Source organism: Litorisediminivivens sp. KMU-197, assembly GCF_056858395.1.
Window position 1 is genome coordinate 257,773 of the sequence record NZ_JBXEQG010000004.1, and the last position, 15,137, is coordinate 272,909.

Here is a 15,137-nt window from a genome sequence, read left to right on the forward strand (position 1 = left end):
CGCAGGATTTCAGCAAGGCCCGGACATGAACGCGGGCGCCATCGGGGACCGTCATGCAGCTTCTCACCGGACAGACCCTCAGCTTCACCCACGACCCCTTCGAAGTGCCCGCAGGCAGCGCCGTCACCCACCGGCGCCGGGGCGGCGTGCTGATCGACAATGGCCGTATCCTCGCGGTGGACGAGGCCGACACCCTGCGCGAAAGGCATCCACAGGCCGAAGTCGTATCCTACGGCGACGACCTGATCTCGGCCGGGTTCATTGACGCCCACGCCCACTATCCCCAGACCGGGATCATCGCCAGCTGGGGCCTGCGGCTGATCGACTGGCTCAACACCTACACCTTCCCCGAAGAGGCCCGCTTTGCCGATCCCGGCCATGCCGCCACCATCGCGCGGCGCTATCTCGACCTGACGGCGGCCCATGGCACCACCACCGTGGCCAGCTTCTGCACCATACACCCCGCCAGCGTCGACGCGCTGTTCACCGAGGCGCAGGCGCGCGGCCAGTGCATCGTCGCCGGGAAGACCTGCATGGACCGCAACGCCCCGGACGATCTGCGCGACACCGCGCAATCGGCCCATGACGACAGCAAGGCGCTGATTGAGCGCTGGCACGGCCGGGACCGGCTGCACTACGCCATCACGCCGCGCTTCTCGCCGACCTCAACGCCTGACCAGCTCGCGGCCCTCGGTGCCCTCTGGGCCGAACACCCCGATTGCCTGATGCAGACCCATCTCAGCGAACAGACGGACGAGATCGCCTGGGTCCGCGCCCTCTTTCCCACGGCCCGCGACTACCTCGACACCTACGAGGCGCACGGGCTGCTGGACCGACGCGGCCTCTACGGCCACGCGATCCACCTCGAACCGCGCGAGATCGACCGCCTGCACGAGACCGGCGCCGCGCTCATCCACTGTCCGACGTCCAACACCTTCATCGGGTCCGGCCTGTTTCGCACGGCGGCCCTGAAATCCCGTGGCCTGAACATCGGGCTGGCCACCGACACCGGCGGCGGGTCAAGCTTCTCGATGCTGCGCACCATGGCCGCCGCATACGAGATCGGCCAACTCACCGGCACCGCGCTGCATCCCGCGCAACTGCTGTGGCTCGCCACATGCGGATCCGCCCGCGCGCTGCACCTGGATGATCGGATCGGCACCCTCGCCCCGCGCATGGAGGCCGATCTCGTGGTGCTCGACCTCGCCTCGACCCCCGCCATCGCCCAGCGGAACGCGCGCGCCACGGACATCTGGGAATCGATCTTCCCCACGATCATGATGGGCGACGACCGGGCGGTGCGGGCCACCTGGATCAACGGTAAGTGCGTGCCGCCGGCCTGACCCAGCCCCCCGGCGCGCGTGTCCGAGAAGGCGAATTGCACCCCTCCCGAACAAGGGCATGTCACCACGCACCACTCTGTCGGCAAACGGCTCTAATCAGCAGCCCCGCGCCAGCACCATCACCCAGGTATTGCCCGGCCCGCGCGCGACGCCGATGTCGCTGACGCCTCTGTGCAACATGTTCTTGCGGTGCCCGGCCGATCCCTGCCAGCCCGTCAGCGCCGCCTCCAGGCTGCCTTGCCCGCGGGCGATGTTCTCGGCCACCCGGCACCAGCGATAGCCGGTGCGCTTCACCCGCTTGCCCACGTTCGACCCGTCCGAGCCGGTGTGCGAAAAGAACCCGCGCTGGCTCATGTCCAGCGCATGCGCCTCCGCCGCCCGCGTCAACTCGGGCGACCAGCGCAAGGCACCGCGCCCTTGCTGGCGGCGGAACTGGTTGACCCAGTCCAGCGCCCGGCGCTCTGCCGCCATGGCCGGCAGCGCCGGAACCATCATGAAACTTGCTGCTCCGATCAGGACGTCACGCCTGTTCATCCCTCAATCTCCTTGCCATCTCGTTCTGCCGGCGCAGGGCCGCCCCGAGATCGAAGGAAACCACCATGCCGCCGCGCACCACGGTGCGCCCCTCGACGTATAGATCGCGAACCCTTAACGGACCTGCAAGAAGCACCGCGCCCCAGTCCCATGAACCGGCAGTATCCTGCCCAGTCATGTCCCAGACGGCGATATCCGCCCGCTTGCCTACGGCGATCTGGCCACAGTCGTCGCGGCCCAGCACCTCGGCCCCGCCGCGCGTCGCGATCCTCAGGGCCTCGCGCGCGCTCATCGCATCGGCCCCGCGCGCCACCCGCTGAAGCAGCATCGCCTGGCGCGCCTCGGCCACCAGGTTGCCGGTGTCGTTCGAGGCCGAGCCGTCGACACCCAGCCCCACCTTCACGCCCGCGTCACGCATCGCCCGCACCGGCGCGATCCCCGACCCCAGCCGGCAGTTCGAGCACGGGCAATGCGCCACCCCGGTCCGGCTCCGGGCAAACAGATCGATCTCATCTCCGTCCAGCTTGACGCAATGCGCGTGCCAGACATCGTCCCCGGTCCAGCCCAGGTCCTCGGCGTACTGGCCGGGGCGGCAGCCGAAAGTCTCCAGCGAATAGGCGATATCCTCGTCGTTCTCGGCCAGATGGGTGTGCAGCATCACCCCCTTGTCCCGGGCCAGCAGCGCGGTGTCCCGCATCAACTCGCGGCTGACGGAAAACGGGGAACAGGGCGCTAGTCCCACCCGCACCATCGCCCCCTCCGACGGGTCGTGGAAGCTGTCCACCACCCGCACCATGTCGTCCAGAATGACGCTTTCCCTCTCGACCAGCGAATCCGGCGGCAACCCGCCCGCACTTTCGCCGATCGACATCGCGCCCCGCGTCGGATGAAACCGCAGTCCAACCTCAGCCGCCGCCGCGATGGTGTCATCCAGCCGCGCGCCGTTGGGGTAAAGATACAGGTGATCCGACGACATCGTGCAGCCCGACAGCGCCAGTTCCGCCAGCCCGACCTGCGCCGAGACGAACATCTCTTCCGGGCCGAACCGCGCCCAGATCGGATAGAGCGTCTGCAACCACCCGAACAGCAGCGCATCCTGCCCGCCCGGCACCGCGCGCGTCAGCGTCTGGTAAAGGTGATGGTGCGTGTTCACCAACCCGGGCGTGACCAGACAGCCAGAGGTGTCGACCACCTCGCCCCGGCTCTCCAGATCGTAACCGATTTCGGCGATCACGCCGTCTTTCAGGCGGATGTCGCAGCCACACGGTTCGCTGGACGCGTCGTCCATGGTCAGGACCAGACCGGCCCGCTTCAACAGGATTTCAGACATGCGGATACCTCAGATGCGGCCCATTTCTGAGGTGAAGCCAGCGCGTCGGAAAAGGGCAAATTGCACACGCTGCCGCCGCGGAATGTACAAAAGCCCGACCCGGCGATCAAGCCTCCTGCAACAGCGCCAACGCCGCGGCGTGGATCCCCGGGTTCGCCGCCGCCAGCACCCGGCCGCCGTCATGCACCTTGCCGCCCTGCCAATCGGTGACGATGCCGCCCGCGGCCTCGATCACCGCGATCGGGGCCTGAATGTCATAGGCGTTCAGCCCGGCCTCGATCACCAGATCCACCTGCCCAAGCGCGACCAGCGCATAGGCGTAGCAGTCCATGCCATAGCGGGTCAGCCTGACGCGCGGCACGACGCGTTCGAAACCGGCGCGCTCGGCCGGAGTGCCGACTTCGGGGAAGGTGGTGAACAGGATCGCCTGCGCCAGATCGGAGTTGTCGCCGCAGCTCAGCGGGCGGCGGCCGTGCGGCCCGGTCATCCAGGCCTCTCCGCCACCGCCATAGAACCGCTCACCGATATAGGGCTGGTCGATCACCCCGAGGATCGGGCCGGCGGCATCCGACAGGGCGATCAACACACCCCAGGTCGGTGTTCCGCTGATGAAGCCGCGCGTGCCGTCGATGGGGTCCAGCACCCAGGTCAGCCCGCTTGTGCCTGCACTGGCGCCGAATTCCTCGCCCAGGATGGCGTCATCGGGGCGCAGGCGGGCCAGCACCGCCCGCATCGCCTTTTCGGCGGCGCGGTCGGCGACGGTGACAGGGTCGAAACCGTCCGCCAGCTTGGACGTGGTGTCCAGCGCGCTGCCCCTGAAAAACGGAAGAATGGCCGAGCGCGCGGCATCGGCCATTTCATCAACCACCTGCCAGAGGTGGCGCAACTCTTCGTTCTGCATGTCTCCCCCGCCGGTTGGCGCGACCGTTCTGGCCGCGCGTTCGGGTGGGTTATGCGACGTCGCTCAACACACGGGCAAGCTCAAACAGGCGCCGACGCTGGTTTTCCGGAATGGCGTAGTAGGACCGGACCAGGTCCAGCGCTTCCTTGTCGCCCAGAAGGTCGGCGGGCACGCTGCTTTCGGCCTGCTGCTCGGGTGCATCCCGCTCTTCGATCCCCTCGAAGAAGAAGCTGACCGGAACGTCCAGGGCATCCGCGATATCCCAAAGCCGCGATGCGCTGACGCGGTTGGCGCCGGTTTCGTATTTCTGGATCTGCTGAAATTTGATACCGACATGTTCGGCAAGCTGTTGCTGGGTCATCCCGACAAGCCAGCGGCGATGTCGGATCCGTTTGCCCACATGTACATCCACAGGGTGTGGCATACTGTTCTTCCTTTACTTTGCGCCCGCCCGCGATAGTGAAACACCTGACCTGCGCGTACTCTTGTTGACACGGGACATTTTGTGCCCCGCGGTTTCGCTCTATGACATTGCACCCCTGCAGCATGAAAGAAGATACGGCCGAGACTACAGAAAGCAAGGAAAAAGAACGCGTATAGATTTTACGGTTAACCAAAAACACACGCAGAACGGTAAGTGAACACCGCATGGCGTGACCATGCACTATCAGCCGCATCTTTACATTGCGATACTTGCACGAGACTGTAAAGCCACTGAACCACCTAGCACGGGAATTGACAAGACATGCGCGCTTTTCACATCGCGGCCTCCGGGGCCGAAGCAGCCCTGGCCGAGATCGACACGCCAAACCCCGGCGCCGGAGAAATTCGCGTGAAAATAGCGGCTTGCGGGCTGAACTTCGCCGATATCCTGATGCAGAAGGGCACCTATCAGGACACGCCCGAACCTCCGTTCACGCTTGGGATGGAGGTCGCCGGCACGGTCGATGCGACCGGGCCCGGGGTGGATCAATTTGCGGTCGGGGACCGGGTCGCGGTGTTCGGCGGACAGGGCGGGCTGGCCGAATTCGGGTGCTTTGACGTGGCCCGCGCTGTTGCCATCCCGGACACGATGAATTTCCGGGATGCCGCCGCCCTGCAGATCGCCTACGGCACGTCGCATCTGGCGCTCGATCACCGGGCGCGCATGCAGCCGGGCGAGACGCTTCTGGTCCTCGGCGCGGCCAGCGGCGTCGGTCTCACCGCGGTCGAGATCGGCAAGATCATGGGGGCCCGCGTCATCGCCTGCGCCCGTGGCGCCGACAAGCTGAAGGTGGCGCAACAGGCCGGGGCGGACCACCTGATCGATGCCGAAACCGCCGACATCCGGGCCGAGGTGCTGGCCCTGGGCGGCGCCGACGTGGTCTATGACCCGGTGGGCGGCGATCATTTCGAGGCCGCCTTCCGCGCCTGCAACCCCGAGGCCCGAATCCTGCCGATCGGCTTTGCCAGCGGCGAGGTGTCCCGCATCAAGGCCAACCACATGCTGGTCAAGAACCTCACTGTCATCGGGCTGTACTGGGGCGGGTACATGTCGTTCCGGCCGCAGGTGCTGGTCGATTCGCTGAGAACCCTGATCCAGTGGCACACCGAAGGCCGTATCATCCCGCACATCAGCCACACCCTGCCGCTGGACGAAGCCGCGGCGGCGCTGGCCCTGCTGCGCGACCGCAAATCGACCGGCAAGGTGGTCGTCACGATGTGACCCGGCGGGGCGCGAAATTTATCACCGAAATTCTTTTCGCCGCCCCCTTGCGCCGGCCCCGGCGCATCCCATCTTCCCTCCATCTGGATGCGAGGCTCCATCCGGCGGCTGCAGGGGCGATGACGCCCCGAGAGCGCTTTCCTCACTTGAGACACTGCCCATGCGCATTCTTTTCACCGCGGCTCTGGCATCGCTGACCGCGCTTCCCGTCATCGCAGACGAAACCCAGGGCCTCGTGCTGGCCTATGACCGTCAGGCCAGCATCCTCGTCCTGAGCGACCGCACCGTCTGGGAACTGCCGCCCGAACTGATCGTGCCGGAAGACCTTGTCGCCGGCGAAAGCGTGCACCTGGTCTACGAGACCGCAGGCGAAGACGGGCTGACCAAGATCGACGCCCTGCACCGCATTGCGGCGGTCCTGCCGGACGCGACCGACAGCAACAACTGAGGCCCGCGCCACACCCGACCTTACAGCGCCGCGCCCCGTCACAGCACGGGGTCGCGGCCGCCGACGTTCGACCCTGCGTCCCCAAAGGCCGCAGGGTCCTTCGCACCCCACAATCGTGTGTCCGGAACTTTCCAGCCGATGCCTGCGTTGACCGGCCAGAACAACACCACTAACGCAACTGCTGGAGAATACTCATGGAATATGGAATTTTCGGACTGATCGTCCTGATCGCGGACATCTACGCTATCTACAAGATCATCACCTCGGGCGCATCGACCCTCGCCAAGGTGATCTGGACCCTCGTCATCCTGTTCCTGCCGATCCTGGGCTTCATCGCCTGGCTGATCTTCGGACCCAAAGGCCACGCCGCCCACGCGTGACACCGGCCATCTGCGGGGGCCTTTAATGGCAACCGCAGATCTGGGCATTTTCCAATTCACGGCATAGGCTGCGGCGACATCCTTTTTCGGAGCCGCAGCCTATGCTCGTCGCATTTGATCACGTCAATATCCGCACCGCCAACCTCGACGCCATGATCGCATGGTATGCCGACATTCTCGGCCTCACCGCCGGCCCGCGTCCCCCCTTCCGCTTCCCCGGCGCCTGGCTCTACCTCGAAGACCGCGCCGTCGTGCATCTGGTCGGCAGCGACACCCAACCGCAGGCGGGTGGGGACGTCGCGCTTGAGCATTTTGCCTTTCGCGGCAAGGACATGACCGCCTTTCGCGCCCTGCTCGACCGTAACGCCATCCCCCACAGCGTCGATCCGGTCCCCGGCATCGCGGTAACGCAGATCAACCTGCGCGACCCGGACGGCAACCACATCCATGTCGACTTTGACACCGCACTTTCCACCCCCTGACACCATCCATACTTTCGCCCGATTTCCACGCTATCCGACCCCGGTATTCGCACGAGGATTTACCAGATGCCCGTCATTCCGATTGATCCCGACACGCTCGCCATGGACTCCAAGGCCACGCAGGCCGCCGGCAAGGCCGCGGCCGAGGCTTACCGCTCCCGCAAACCCTATCCCTACGGCTCCTTCGAGGATTTCCTGCCCGACGCCGTGCTCGACAGGGTGCTCGAAGACCTGAAGTCGCTGCCCGAGGCCGAGGACAGCTTCGACCGCGCGCAGGAGAAGCTGAAAACCTCCTATCTGCCCGAGCGCCTGCCGCCCTATACGCGCCAGTTGTTCTACACCCTCAATTCGCGTCCCTTCGTGCGATTTCTGGAAGAGATGACCGGCATCAACGGTCTGATCCCCGATCCCTACTTCGCGGGCGGCGGGGTGCATGTGGTGGCCAACGGCGGCCACCTCGACATCCACGCCGACTTCAACCACAACGCCAAGCTCAACCTCGAACGTCGGTTGAACGTGCTGATCTATCTCAACAAGGGCTGGCAGGCCGACTACGGCGGTTCCTTCGAAATCTGGAACGAGGACATGAGCGAGAAGGTCGCCAGCTTCGTGCCGGAATTCAACCGCATGTGCTGTTTCAACACCGGCTCCGACACCTTTCATGGCAACCCCGAAACGGTGAACCACCCGGCGGGCAAGCCGCGCATGTCGATGGCGCTTTATTACTACACCGCGACCTGGGATCACACCAAGCGGTCGCATACCACGCTGTTCAGGCCGCGCCCCGGCACCCACGACCAGCCGGACCGCGAGGTGCGGCGGCTTGAGCTTTTGCAGGACATGCTGCCCCCGGTGGTGTTCCGGCGGGTGATCGGCCCGCTCCGGCGTCTGGGTTTCTGACCGGCGCGGGGTGCCGCGCACCCAATTGGCCCGCGCGTCACGCCAGCGCCGCCTCGCCGTGCTTCAGGATCACCGGCACGATCAGGTCTTCCTCGTCCAGCAGGTGCCGGTCCAGAATCCGCTCGAACTCCGTCAGCCTGTCATGAAACGCCGAAGGTGCGCCGCCCTGCAACACCGCGTTCGCGCTGTCGGTAAACCCGGCCAACAGCCCGTCCAGCGCATGGTGATCCGCATCCAGCAGCTCGAACCCGTGCGCGAGCCGCGGCTCCAAAAGACTCAGCTGCGGAAAGTAATGCATATCCTCGATCTGGTGGTGGCCGTGCAACTGGCTGACCAACATGCTGCCATGACGCTGCAACAACGCCGCATGGCGCTGCGGGTCCAGCGTGCCGCCGATCACCGCCTCGGCATCGGTGCGCAGCGCCGCAAGCAGGCGGCGGAAGCCAAGGTGACGCTCCATCCAGAAGGCCACCAGCCCGCCGAAATTGCCATGCGCCTCCCAACTCCCGCGCGGACAGGCGTCAACCAGCTCGCGCAGGGCGGACGGCAGCCCGGTCCGCGCCGTCAGCGCCTCACCGGGGCCCAAGACCGGCGTCGCCCCGCTCAATCAAACGTCGCCGCGACATCGTACATCACCGGCTCGAAGCTCCGGCACAACTCGTGGATCTTCCGGTTGCGCCGCCGCATCTCGTCCGAGCGCAGCATGGCTAGAAAATCCTCGCGATTCTGCCATTGCGAATAATTGGCGATCCGGGTCTGCGCGTCGTTCACATGCAGGCCGGCCGCAATGAATCCCTTCTGCTTCGAGATGAAGGCGTCATAGGCTTCCTTCAGTTCCTCCAGCAGATCCTGACAGGTTCCGGGGGTCATCTCGAAGGTGGTGATGACGGTCTGCATCTGGGTGTCGCGGGAAATCTGGGGCATGGGACGGGTCCTCCTTTGCCCCTACCCTGCCACGCGACCGGCACAAGACAAAGACGGAAATTCGGGCGGCGCCGCCGCGTCTTTACCCGCCCGCTTCAGACGTTCGGCTCACCCTGCAACCCGAGGATCTTCCGCATCCCGGTCCAATAACCCGGCAGTCTCGGCGGGTGCTGCAATTCGGGCAGCGCAGCATCCGCCCAGCGCGGCATCTCGCGGCTGACGAAGTCGCGGCCCCACGACAGGAAAGCCTGCGCGTCGTCGGGCCGCAGCCGGCAGGCCGACCCGACCAGCCCCACCAGCGTCTCGGGCGCCGAATACCACTCGTCCTGAATCCCGGTCACGCGGCCCTTGAACAGTGGCCCCACCGCCCGCATCAGCGCCGAGTCCGAGAACAGAAGAAGCATCCGCCCCATGTCGTCGCGCGAATAGTGGATCAGCGGCGGGAAGGTGTCGAAGAACACCGCCTCGCCACCCTGCACCGCGAAATTCCGGATCGACGGGTGAAAGCCGATCCGCGTGTTGAACTGGTCCGCATTGTTCCAGAACCGCGCGATCACCTGCCCCGCGGCCTCCATTAGCGCCACGGCCTCCGCCACCGGCGCCGACTGCATCTGCGGCCGCATCATCGTCTCGGCGGGCAGCGCCTGCTGCACGATCACCGGGCGCTGCGCCTCGCCCTCGGGCAGCAGGTGAAACTCGGTTTCGGGCACCGGCACGCCGGTCTTGACCAGCGCGGCCACGTAATCCGCATGACAATCGGCCAGCCGCTGCATCACCGACGCATCCGGCAACGCCCGGTACACCTTGATCACCTTGTCGGAAAACGGCCCCTCGGCGGGCCGGAACGGCGCGCAGAAATACCCCAGTTTCGAAATCGTCTGACCCCGGCTCTCGCCGTCTTCGCGGATCAGGCGGGCCAGTTGATTGAGATCGGTCATGTCGCATCCTGCCTTTGGCCCGGCCTATACTACCTGCTGCCCGCCTTGACCAGCTTGGGCCTGCGTTAACCCCCTGTTTACCAATACCACCCCACCCTTGCGAAAGGACGGGGTCACTGACAGCAAAGGCTTGTGCAGAATGCGCATGATCCTCCTTCTGTTTCTGCTGGCCCTGCCAGCCACTTCCGCCCTGGCCGGGGCCTGGCTGCGCGACGGCGGTGACGGCTTCGTGTCGACCTCGGTCGAGGCAAGCGATCTTCATCTCGCGCGTGACGCGGGCGCGCTCGACCACTACTCCAGCCTCTACCTCGAATACGGGCTTGCCCGTTCGCTGACGATCGGTCTCAACCTCGGCCAGGGCGCCTTTGCCGAGCCCGACCTGCGCGCCTTCGCCCGTGTTCCCGTGTTCGACCGGGGCGGTCAGATGCTGTCGCTGGAATTCAGCGTCGGATCGCTGGGCGACGCCGCCTATTCCGCCCTCGGTCTCAACTATGGCCGCGGCTTTCAGGTGTGGGGCCGCAATGGCTGGTTTCAGGTCGAAACCCGTTTCAAATACCCGGCCGGGGGCGGCTTCGATCCCGGCCGCCCGCAGACCTCGAAACTCGATCTGACCCTCGGGCTGACCCACCCCTCCGGCCTCAAGACCATGGCGCAGGTTTTCACCACCGAAACCGGCGGCAATCTCTATTCCACCTTCGCCCCCGGCCTCGTGGTGCCGCTGGGCGACAGCACCCATGTCGAGACCGGCCTCATGTACGATATCATCGACGGCGGCCCGCCCGGGCTCAAGTTCGGGCTCTGGCAGACGTTCTGATGCGTCAATTGGGGAAGTTGCACAAACAGCCCAAAGGGTTAGAGTGGTCAGACCTGTCCCATTTCCGAGCGCGCCCATGTCTTTACTTCGTCACCGGATCCATCTGTCCGCCGCTGTCCTGACCCTCGCACTGGCGCTGTCCGTGACCAAGGTCGCGGCGCTCGAAATCGCCACCCCCACGGTTCATGCCGAACGGTGCACGGCGGTGGCCAGCGGCACGATCGAAACCGGCGACCGCGACCGTCTGCAAGCGGTCCTGCCCGGCGAAGACGGCGCACCCTACGTGACTTCCGCCCCCCGGCTCTGCCTCGACAGTTCCGGCGGCGATTTCGGCGAAGCGGTGGCCATCGCCGAATACCTCGTCCGGCAGGGCATCAGCACCCATGTCCCGCACGAGGCCCAGTGCCTCGGCGCCTGCGCCTTCGCCTTCATGGGCGGCACTCGCGCCACGGTCGAGGACGACACCCTCGGCCGCCGCATCGACCGCTCGATGCATGCCGAGGCCACGCTCGGCTTCCAGCCGCCGCAGATGGATGTGCCAGACGATCAGTTCACCCGCACCCAGGTGGTGCGCGCCCATGACGACACCATGCTGGCCGCCGCCAACATCGTCGTCAGCCTCGATTCGCTGCAACTCAGCCGCACCTTCGCGCTGCAGATCTTCGCGGTCCCCACCGGCCAGTACCTCTACGTCGACACCGTCGCGCGCAGTCTCGACGCCAATCTCCGGGTCGAGGGGCTGGGCGCGCTGCCCGAGGAACTGGCCGACGCGCAACTGCGCGAAATCTGCGAACGCGTTGATCCGGAATTGCGCCCCGAGCGTTTCGAACGCCCCGGCAGCACGCGGGCCTTCTCCTCTGCGGTGGGCATCGCCCTCAGCCCGACCGAAACCGGTGCCCGCCGCGGCGCATGGCTCACCGGCTATCGTTCCGAGGGCGATCTCTACTGGCAGGTCTGCGAGGTCCGCTGGGCCCAGCCCGCCAACGGTGCCGCCGGCGTCTCGGCGCGGGTGCTGCAACAGGCCGCCTGGAACGGCCAGTCCGACGCCCCGACCGGGGCACCGCCAACCGCCCGGGAGGTCGAGGCACTGATCGAACAGGCCACCGCGCCCTTCGCCTTTTTCGAGCCCGTCGCAATCTTCCCCGGCGACGCGCGGCTCAGCGATCTGGCCGCGCCCGAAGCGCCCAGCGCCCCCGAACCCGCGGCCGCCGTCACCTCGTATTGCGCGCCCGACGCCGGCAGCTACCGGATCACCAACGTCGAAAACTTCGCCACCCTGCGCGCCGAACCCGACTTCGACGCCGCGGTGCTGGAAGAGGTGGTCAAGGACAGTATCGTGACCCCGCTGGCCGCCGACGACACGGCGGTGGTCATCCGCTCCGGCGCCTGTGCCGAGGCCTGTCTCGCGGCCAGCACCGAAGCGCCGACCGACGTTGAACTGCAAACCGCCAAGGCCTGCCGTGCCTCGAACGATGTCTGGTGGATGGTCACCACGGCGTCGGACCGGCAGGGCTGGATGTCGTCACGGTTCCTTGCCGCGCCCTGATCCGCCTCCGCCGGTCCGGTGCCGCTTCAGATGTCCATGCGCATGGTCACGTTGACCTTGCCGCTGACCGCCTCCTCCCAGTGCACGTCCACGCGGTTGTTGTTGGGCCCCTGCCCGCCCTTGACGTAGGGACTGCCCCAATGCGCGGTGTTGTTGGACCGCGCGATCTTGGACGTGGCCACCAGCCCATCGACCCTGCGCACCTCGCCGCCGAAGGCCAGCACGCCCCACCCGGGCACCTGCCAGGTCGCGGCGGCGGTGTTCTGGGTGTGCTCGACGACCGCCGGGTTTTCGGTCCGGTACTCGACGTTGTTGAAGGTATTGTTCGAGAAATAGACCTTCTTCATGCCGCCGAAGTTCATGCTGCCGTGGCTGGTGTCGATCTTCTCGCACCGATTGATGTTGCCATCGACGCAGCGGAACAGGTTGCCGGTGACGTTCAGCCCGTTCAGCACGTGATTATTGCCATGCGGCGTCACCACGACCCATGCGAACGACGGGATCAGGTCGCCGCAGAGGAACACGTTGTTGGTGATCGACAGGCCCGAGAACCCGAAGCCGCCGGTGAAGTCGGGATTGACGTCGCGCTCGTTGCTCCACTCGATGAAGCAATTGTCGACATAATTGCCAACGATGGTCGCGTTGCACGACTTCAGCGTCAGCACGAGGCCCGCCAGCCGCACCCCGTTGGGCTGCCCGTCACCCTGGAAGAAGTGGTTGCCCGACACGACCGAGTTCGACCCGCTCAGGATGCAGAAATGGCGGAACTGGCTGGCGCGGTTGTTGCGGATCTTGACGTCGTTGGCATTGGCGCTGATCGCCACCGAAATGCGGTTCTGCGCCGCCACCCCGCCCTCGGACGAGATGAACTGGCAACGATCCACCAGCATGCCCTGGCAGCCATAGCCGATCGAGGTGATGGCGCGGTGCTTGGGCCGCGTGAAATAGCAGTCGCGCACCTGGAACACGTTGCCGGTCTTGGCCAGCATGACGGCGCTGGCCCTGTTGTTGCACTGGAATTCGATGTCCGACAGCGACAGGCTGGTCAGCTGCTCGAAGCCCGAGAAATCCAGCATGTACTTGTAGCGCGTGAAGGTGAAGGTCTGGGTGCCGGTGGCGTCGCCCAGCGGTTGGCTCAGCGTCAGCTCGCCCGCCGCCACGTTGCGCGCCCGAACATAGATCTCGCGCCCCACGCCGGTGCCGGTGACATGCGCGCCGACCGGGATATTGGCGATATTGGTGACATTGGTCAGCTTGAAATCGTCCGATGCCGCATAGCTGGCCTGCGACGTCACCACATCGGGGTCCCAGACGCTTGTGCCTTCGGCGTAAAGCTGCCCGTTGGCGATGTGCCGGCGCTGGGCATAGGCCGTCTTGTTGCTGACCGCCGCCTGCATGTCGATCGGTCCGGTGACCGAAATCCGCCGTCCGCCAAGGTCGAGGCTCTCGTGGTCGGAATTGTTCAGCAGCGACTGGAACGCCTTGCGGAACGCCGTCTCCTCGTTGCCGAAGGCGTCGATATAGCTGCCCAGATCGAAGTTCCGCGTCAACGACAGGATCGCGCCGTCGGGCATGGTGACCGTGCCCTCGAAGCGGATGCGCGAATTGATCGTCACGCTGCCGGCCAGCCGATAGGTCCCCGCCGACACCACGATCTCGCGCCCGTCGGCGGCACTGTCGGCGGCCTCGAAGGCGGCACTGTCATCGGTCGTCCCGTCGCCCACCGCACCGAAATCGCGCACGTCGACCGAGGCCAGCATGTCGCTCAGGAAAACGCTGGTGATGTCCTCGAAGACAAGGTCGTCGATCCGCACGATCCCGCCGTTCGACCCGGTCAGGTCCAGCCCAAGGTGTGCAAACACCGGTGCCGTACCCCAGACCATGTCGACACCGCCGCGGTTGCCCGGCCCGATGATCGCGCTGACCTCGACCACCTCGCCATAGGTGGTCAGCGTGACCTGCGGTCCGGCGGTGTTAAGCCCACCGACCTGCGTGCCGTTGGCGGCAGCCGGATAGCCCGCGATGCGCACATTCGGCAGGTTGCCCGCCACCGCCTTGACCCGCGCGGTGACCCGGACGTAGCAGCCCGGCAGCAGCGGGGTCTCGCCGGTATAGCGCAGCTTCTGCACCGATTGCGTCTTCTGCAACTCCAGACACCCGCCAAAGTCCTGGTCCGCCGGCACGAAGGCCGCGTTGGCCGCATTGGCATAGGTGTCGTCTCCCGGACGGCCGTTCTGGCTCGACCAGACGCCCAGGCCGTCGGCGAACGGTGTCGGATTGAAGACCACGCCCTCGGTTATCGCTTTGTTCATGAAGTACCCTTTCCACGTCGCGCTCGATTCACGAGCCCCGCAGGCGTCTCACCCGCCGATATGAAAGGGGTACTAAAAGGGGCTTAACGTCGGCTGAGACGACCGTACGCTACGTGGGATGGGTGCCGAGCACCCATCCTACCGGATACCTCAGACCGCGACGTCCGGCAGCTTCAGGATCTCCACACCGCTGATCTTCCAGCCGTTTTCGCCACGGATCATGCGATAGCCCAGATGGTGCCGCTCACCCTCCCGGTCGATGATCTCGACCCGCTGGCGCAACGTGCCGCCCACGTCCTCCAGCTCCAGATACCGCACCTCGCCCGGCCGCCAGACCATCGGATAGCCGCGCTGCACCATGACGCCGAAGTTCTCGGCCGAACCGAACAGCCGCTGGATCGTCGGGCTGGCAAAGGTGAAGGCGGTGGCGAAATCATCCACCTTGAAGGCCTCGATCTGGCTGCCGATCACCGCCTCGATCGCCGGCTCCTCTGGCATGATATCCGGCCCGACCTCCTGCGCCACGGCTGGAACCGCCAGCAGTCCGAGGGCGAAAACAAGCGCGTACAGGCGTGACATG

Annotated in this window: 17 protein-coding genes; 8 read left to right on the forward strand and 9 right to left on the reverse strand. The window is 65.8% G+C overall.

Going from position 1 to position 15,137, the window contains the following annotated elements; genetic code table 11:
• Positions 1–53: 53 nt before the first annotated feature.
• Positions 54–1,343 (forward strand): guanine deaminase, encoded by a 1,290-nt coding sequence (guaD, locus tag AC04PT_RS11310; protein WP_482873791.1) that lies wholly within the window; start codon positions 54–56, stop codon positions 1,341–1,343.
• A 96-nt stretch (positions 1,344–1,439) separates the two neighbouring features.
• Here the strand turns inward: guaD and AC04PT_RS11315 are convergent, their stop codons facing one another.
• From AC04PT_RS11315 to AC04PT_RS11330, 4 genes are all read right to left on the reverse strand, one after another.
• Positions 1,440–1,877, reverse strand: coding sequence for a CAP domain-containing protein (locus AC04PT_RS11315; protein ID WP_482873792.1), 438 nt, complete (start codon positions 1,875–1,877; stop codon positions 1,440–1,442).
• The gene (locus AC04PT_RS11320) at positions 1,864–3,207 is read right to left on the reverse strand and encodes an 8-oxoguanine deaminase (RefSeq protein WP_482873793.1); all 1,344 of its coding nucleotides are present in this window, start codon (positions 3,205–3,207) and stop codon (positions 1,864–1,866) included. Before AC04PT_RS11320 ends, AC04PT_RS11315 begins: the two co-directional genes overlap by 14 nt.
• 106 nt (positions 3,208–3,313) lie before the next feature.
• Positions 3,314–4,108 (reverse strand): histidinol-phosphatase, encoded by a 795-nt coding sequence (hisN, locus tag AC04PT_RS11325; RefSeq protein WP_482873794.1) that lies wholly within the window; start codon positions 4,106–4,108, stop codon positions 3,314–3,316.
• Positions 4,109–4,157: 49 nt separating this feature from the next.
• On the reverse strand, positions 4,158–4,532 hold the full coding sequence (locus AC04PT_RS11330) for a helix-turn-helix domain-containing protein (RefSeq protein ID WP_482873795.1): 375 nt from the start codon (positions 4,530–4,532) through the stop codon (positions 4,158–4,160).
• Positions 4,533–4,853: 321 nt separating this feature from the next.
• Here AC04PT_RS11330 and AC04PT_RS11335 point away from each other — a divergent pair, with 321 nt between their 5' ends.
• The 5 genes from AC04PT_RS11335 to AC04PT_RS11355 all read left to right on the forward strand — a co-directional run bounded on the left by AC04PT_RS11335 (position 4,854) and on the right by AC04PT_RS11355 (position 8,023).
• Positions 4,854–5,813, forward strand: a complete 960-nt coding sequence (locus tag AC04PT_RS11335; protein WP_482873796.1) for an NADPH:quinone oxidoreductase family protein — start codon at positions 4,854–4,856, stop codon at positions 5,811–5,813.
• 160 nt (positions 5,814–5,973) lie between these two features.
• A complete protein-coding gene (locus AC04PT_RS11340) occupies positions 5,974–6,261 on the forward strand; it encodes a hypothetical protein (RefSeq protein WP_482873797.1) in 288 nt (95 codons plus the stop codon).
• Positions 6,262–6,455: 194 nt separating this feature from the next.
• Positions 6,456–6,641, forward strand: coding sequence for a PLDc N-terminal domain-containing protein (locus AC04PT_RS11345; protein WP_482873798.1), 186 nt, complete (start codon positions 6,456–6,458; stop codon positions 6,639–6,641).
• A 101-nt stretch (positions 6,642–6,742) separates the two neighbouring features.
• Positions 6,743–7,123, forward strand: coding sequence for a VOC family protein (locus AC04PT_RS11350; protein WP_482873799.1), 381 nt, complete (start codon positions 6,743–6,745; stop codon positions 7,121–7,123).
• A 66-nt stretch (positions 7,124–7,189) separates the two neighbouring features.
• Positions 7,190–8,023: a 2OG-Fe(II) oxygenase gene (locus AC04PT_RS11355; RefSeq protein WP_482873800.1), complete on the forward strand. Its 834-nt coding sequence runs from the start codon at positions 7,190–7,192 to the stop codon at positions 8,021–8,023.
• 37 nt (positions 8,024–8,060) lie between these two features.
• Here the strand turns inward: AC04PT_RS11355 and AC04PT_RS11360 are convergent, their stop codons facing one another.
• The 3 genes from AC04PT_RS11360 to AC04PT_RS11370 form a co-directional block, all read right to left on the reverse strand.
• Positions 8,061–8,630 (reverse strand): hemerythrin domain-containing protein, encoded by a 570-nt coding sequence (locus AC04PT_RS11360; RefSeq protein WP_482873801.1) that lies wholly within the window; start codon positions 8,628–8,630, stop codon positions 8,061–8,063.
• Entirely contained in the window at positions 8,627–8,947 is a 321-nt protein-coding gene (locus AC04PT_RS11365) for an antibiotic biosynthesis monooxygenase family protein (protein WP_482873802.1), read from the reverse strand. Before AC04PT_RS11365 ends, AC04PT_RS11360 begins: the two co-directional genes overlap by 4 nt.
• Positions 8,948–9,042: 95 nt before the next feature.
• On the reverse strand, positions 9,043–9,885 hold the full coding sequence (locus AC04PT_RS11370) for a DUF6206 family protein (protein WP_482873803.1): 843 nt from the start codon (positions 9,883–9,885) through the stop codon (positions 9,043–9,045).
• Between the two features lie 145 nt (positions 9,886–10,030).
• On the opposite strand from AC04PT_RS11370, the gene AC04PT_RS11375 reads away from it, so the two are divergent.
• Positions 10,031–10,699 carry a hypothetical protein gene (locus tag AC04PT_RS11375; protein ID WP_482873804.1) on the forward strand — a complete coding sequence of 223 codons (669 nt, stop codon included), beginning with the start codon at positions 10,031–10,033 and terminating at the stop codon, positions 10,697–10,699.
• A 76-nt stretch (positions 10,700–10,775) separates the two neighbouring features.
• Complete coding sequence (locus tag AC04PT_RS11380; RefSeq protein ID WP_482873805.1) at positions 10,776–12,245, forward strand: hypothetical protein; 1,470 nt, start codon at positions 10,776–10,778, stop codon at positions 12,243–12,245.
• Between the two features lie 26 nt (positions 12,246–12,271).
• Here AC04PT_RS11380 and AC04PT_RS11385 read toward each other — a convergent pair whose 3' ends face one another.
• Together AC04PT_RS11385 and AC04PT_RS11390 are read right to left on the reverse strand one after the other, a co-directional pair.
• Positions 12,272–14,557, reverse strand: coding sequence for a glycosyl hydrolase family 28-related protein (locus AC04PT_RS11385; RefSeq protein ID WP_482873806.1), 2,286 nt, complete (start codon positions 14,555–14,557; stop codon positions 12,272–12,274).
• Positions 14,558–14,707: 150 nt separating this feature from the next.
• On the reverse strand, positions 14,708–15,136 hold the full coding sequence (locus AC04PT_RS11390) for a DUF4864 domain-containing protein (protein ID WP_482873807.1): 429 nt from the start codon (positions 15,134–15,136) through the stop codon (positions 14,708–14,710).
• Position 15,137: the final 1 nt, after the last annotated feature.

Bases quoted from the DNA above. Each gene is read 5' to 3' on its own strand.
- guaD (WP_482873791.1), top strand. From the start codon at position 54: ATGCAGCTTCTCACCGGACAGACCCTCAGCTTCACCCACGACCCCTTC.
- AC04PT_RS11315 (WP_482873792.1), bottom strand. From the start codon at position 1,877: ATGAACAGGCGTGACGTCCTGATCGGAGCAGCAAGTTTCATGATGGTT.
- AC04PT_RS11320 (WP_482873793.1), bottom strand. From the start codon at position 3,207: ATGTCTGAAATCCTGTTGAAGCGGGCCGGTCTGGTCCTGACCATGGAC.
- hisN (WP_482873794.1), bottom strand. From the start codon at position 4,108: ATGCAGAACGAAGAGTTGCGCCACCTCTGGCAGGTGGTTGATGAAATG.
- AC04PT_RS11330 (WP_482873795.1), bottom strand. From the start codon at position 4,532: ATGCCACACCCTGTGGATGTACATGTGGGCAAACGGATCCGACATCGC.
- AC04PT_RS11335 (WP_482873796.1), top strand. From the start codon at position 4,854: ATGCGCGCTTTTCACATCGCGGCCTCCGGGGCCGAAGCAGCCCTGGCC.
- AC04PT_RS11340 (WP_482873797.1), top strand. From the start codon at position 5,974: ATGCGCATTCTTTTCACCGCGGCTCTGGCATCGCTGACCGCGCTTCCC.
- AC04PT_RS11345 (WP_482873798.1), top strand. From the start codon at position 6,456: ATGGAATATGGAATTTTCGGACTGATCGTCCTGATCGCGGACATCTAC.
- AC04PT_RS11350 (WP_482873799.1), top strand. From the start codon at position 6,743: ATGCTCGTCGCATTTGATCACGTCAATATCCGCACCGCCAACCTCGAC.
- AC04PT_RS11355 (WP_482873800.1), top strand. From the start codon at position 7,190: ATGCCCGTCATTCCGATTGATCCCGACACGCTCGCCATGGACTCCAAG.
- AC04PT_RS11365 (WP_482873802.1), bottom strand. From the start codon at position 8,947: ATGCCCCAGATTTCCCGCGACACCCAGATGCAGACCGTCATCACCACC.
- AC04PT_RS11370 (WP_482873803.1), bottom strand. From the start codon at position 9,885: ATGACCGATCTCAATCAACTGGCCCGCCTGATCCGCGAAGACGGCGAG.
- AC04PT_RS11375 (WP_482873804.1), top strand. From the start codon at position 10,031: ATGATCCTCCTTCTGTTTCTGCTGGCCCTGCCAGCCACTTCCGCCCTG.
- AC04PT_RS11380 (WP_482873805.1), top strand. From the start codon at position 10,776: ATGTCTTTACTTCGTCACCGGATCCATCTGTCCGCCGCTGTCCTGACC.
- AC04PT_RS11385 (WP_482873806.1), bottom strand. From the start codon at position 14,557: ATGAACAAAGCGATAACCGAGGGCGTGGTCTTCAATCCGACACCGTTC.
- AC04PT_RS11390 (WP_482873807.1), bottom strand. From the start codon at position 15,136: ATGTCACGCCTGTACGCGCTTGTTTTCGCCCTCGGACTGCTGGCGGTT.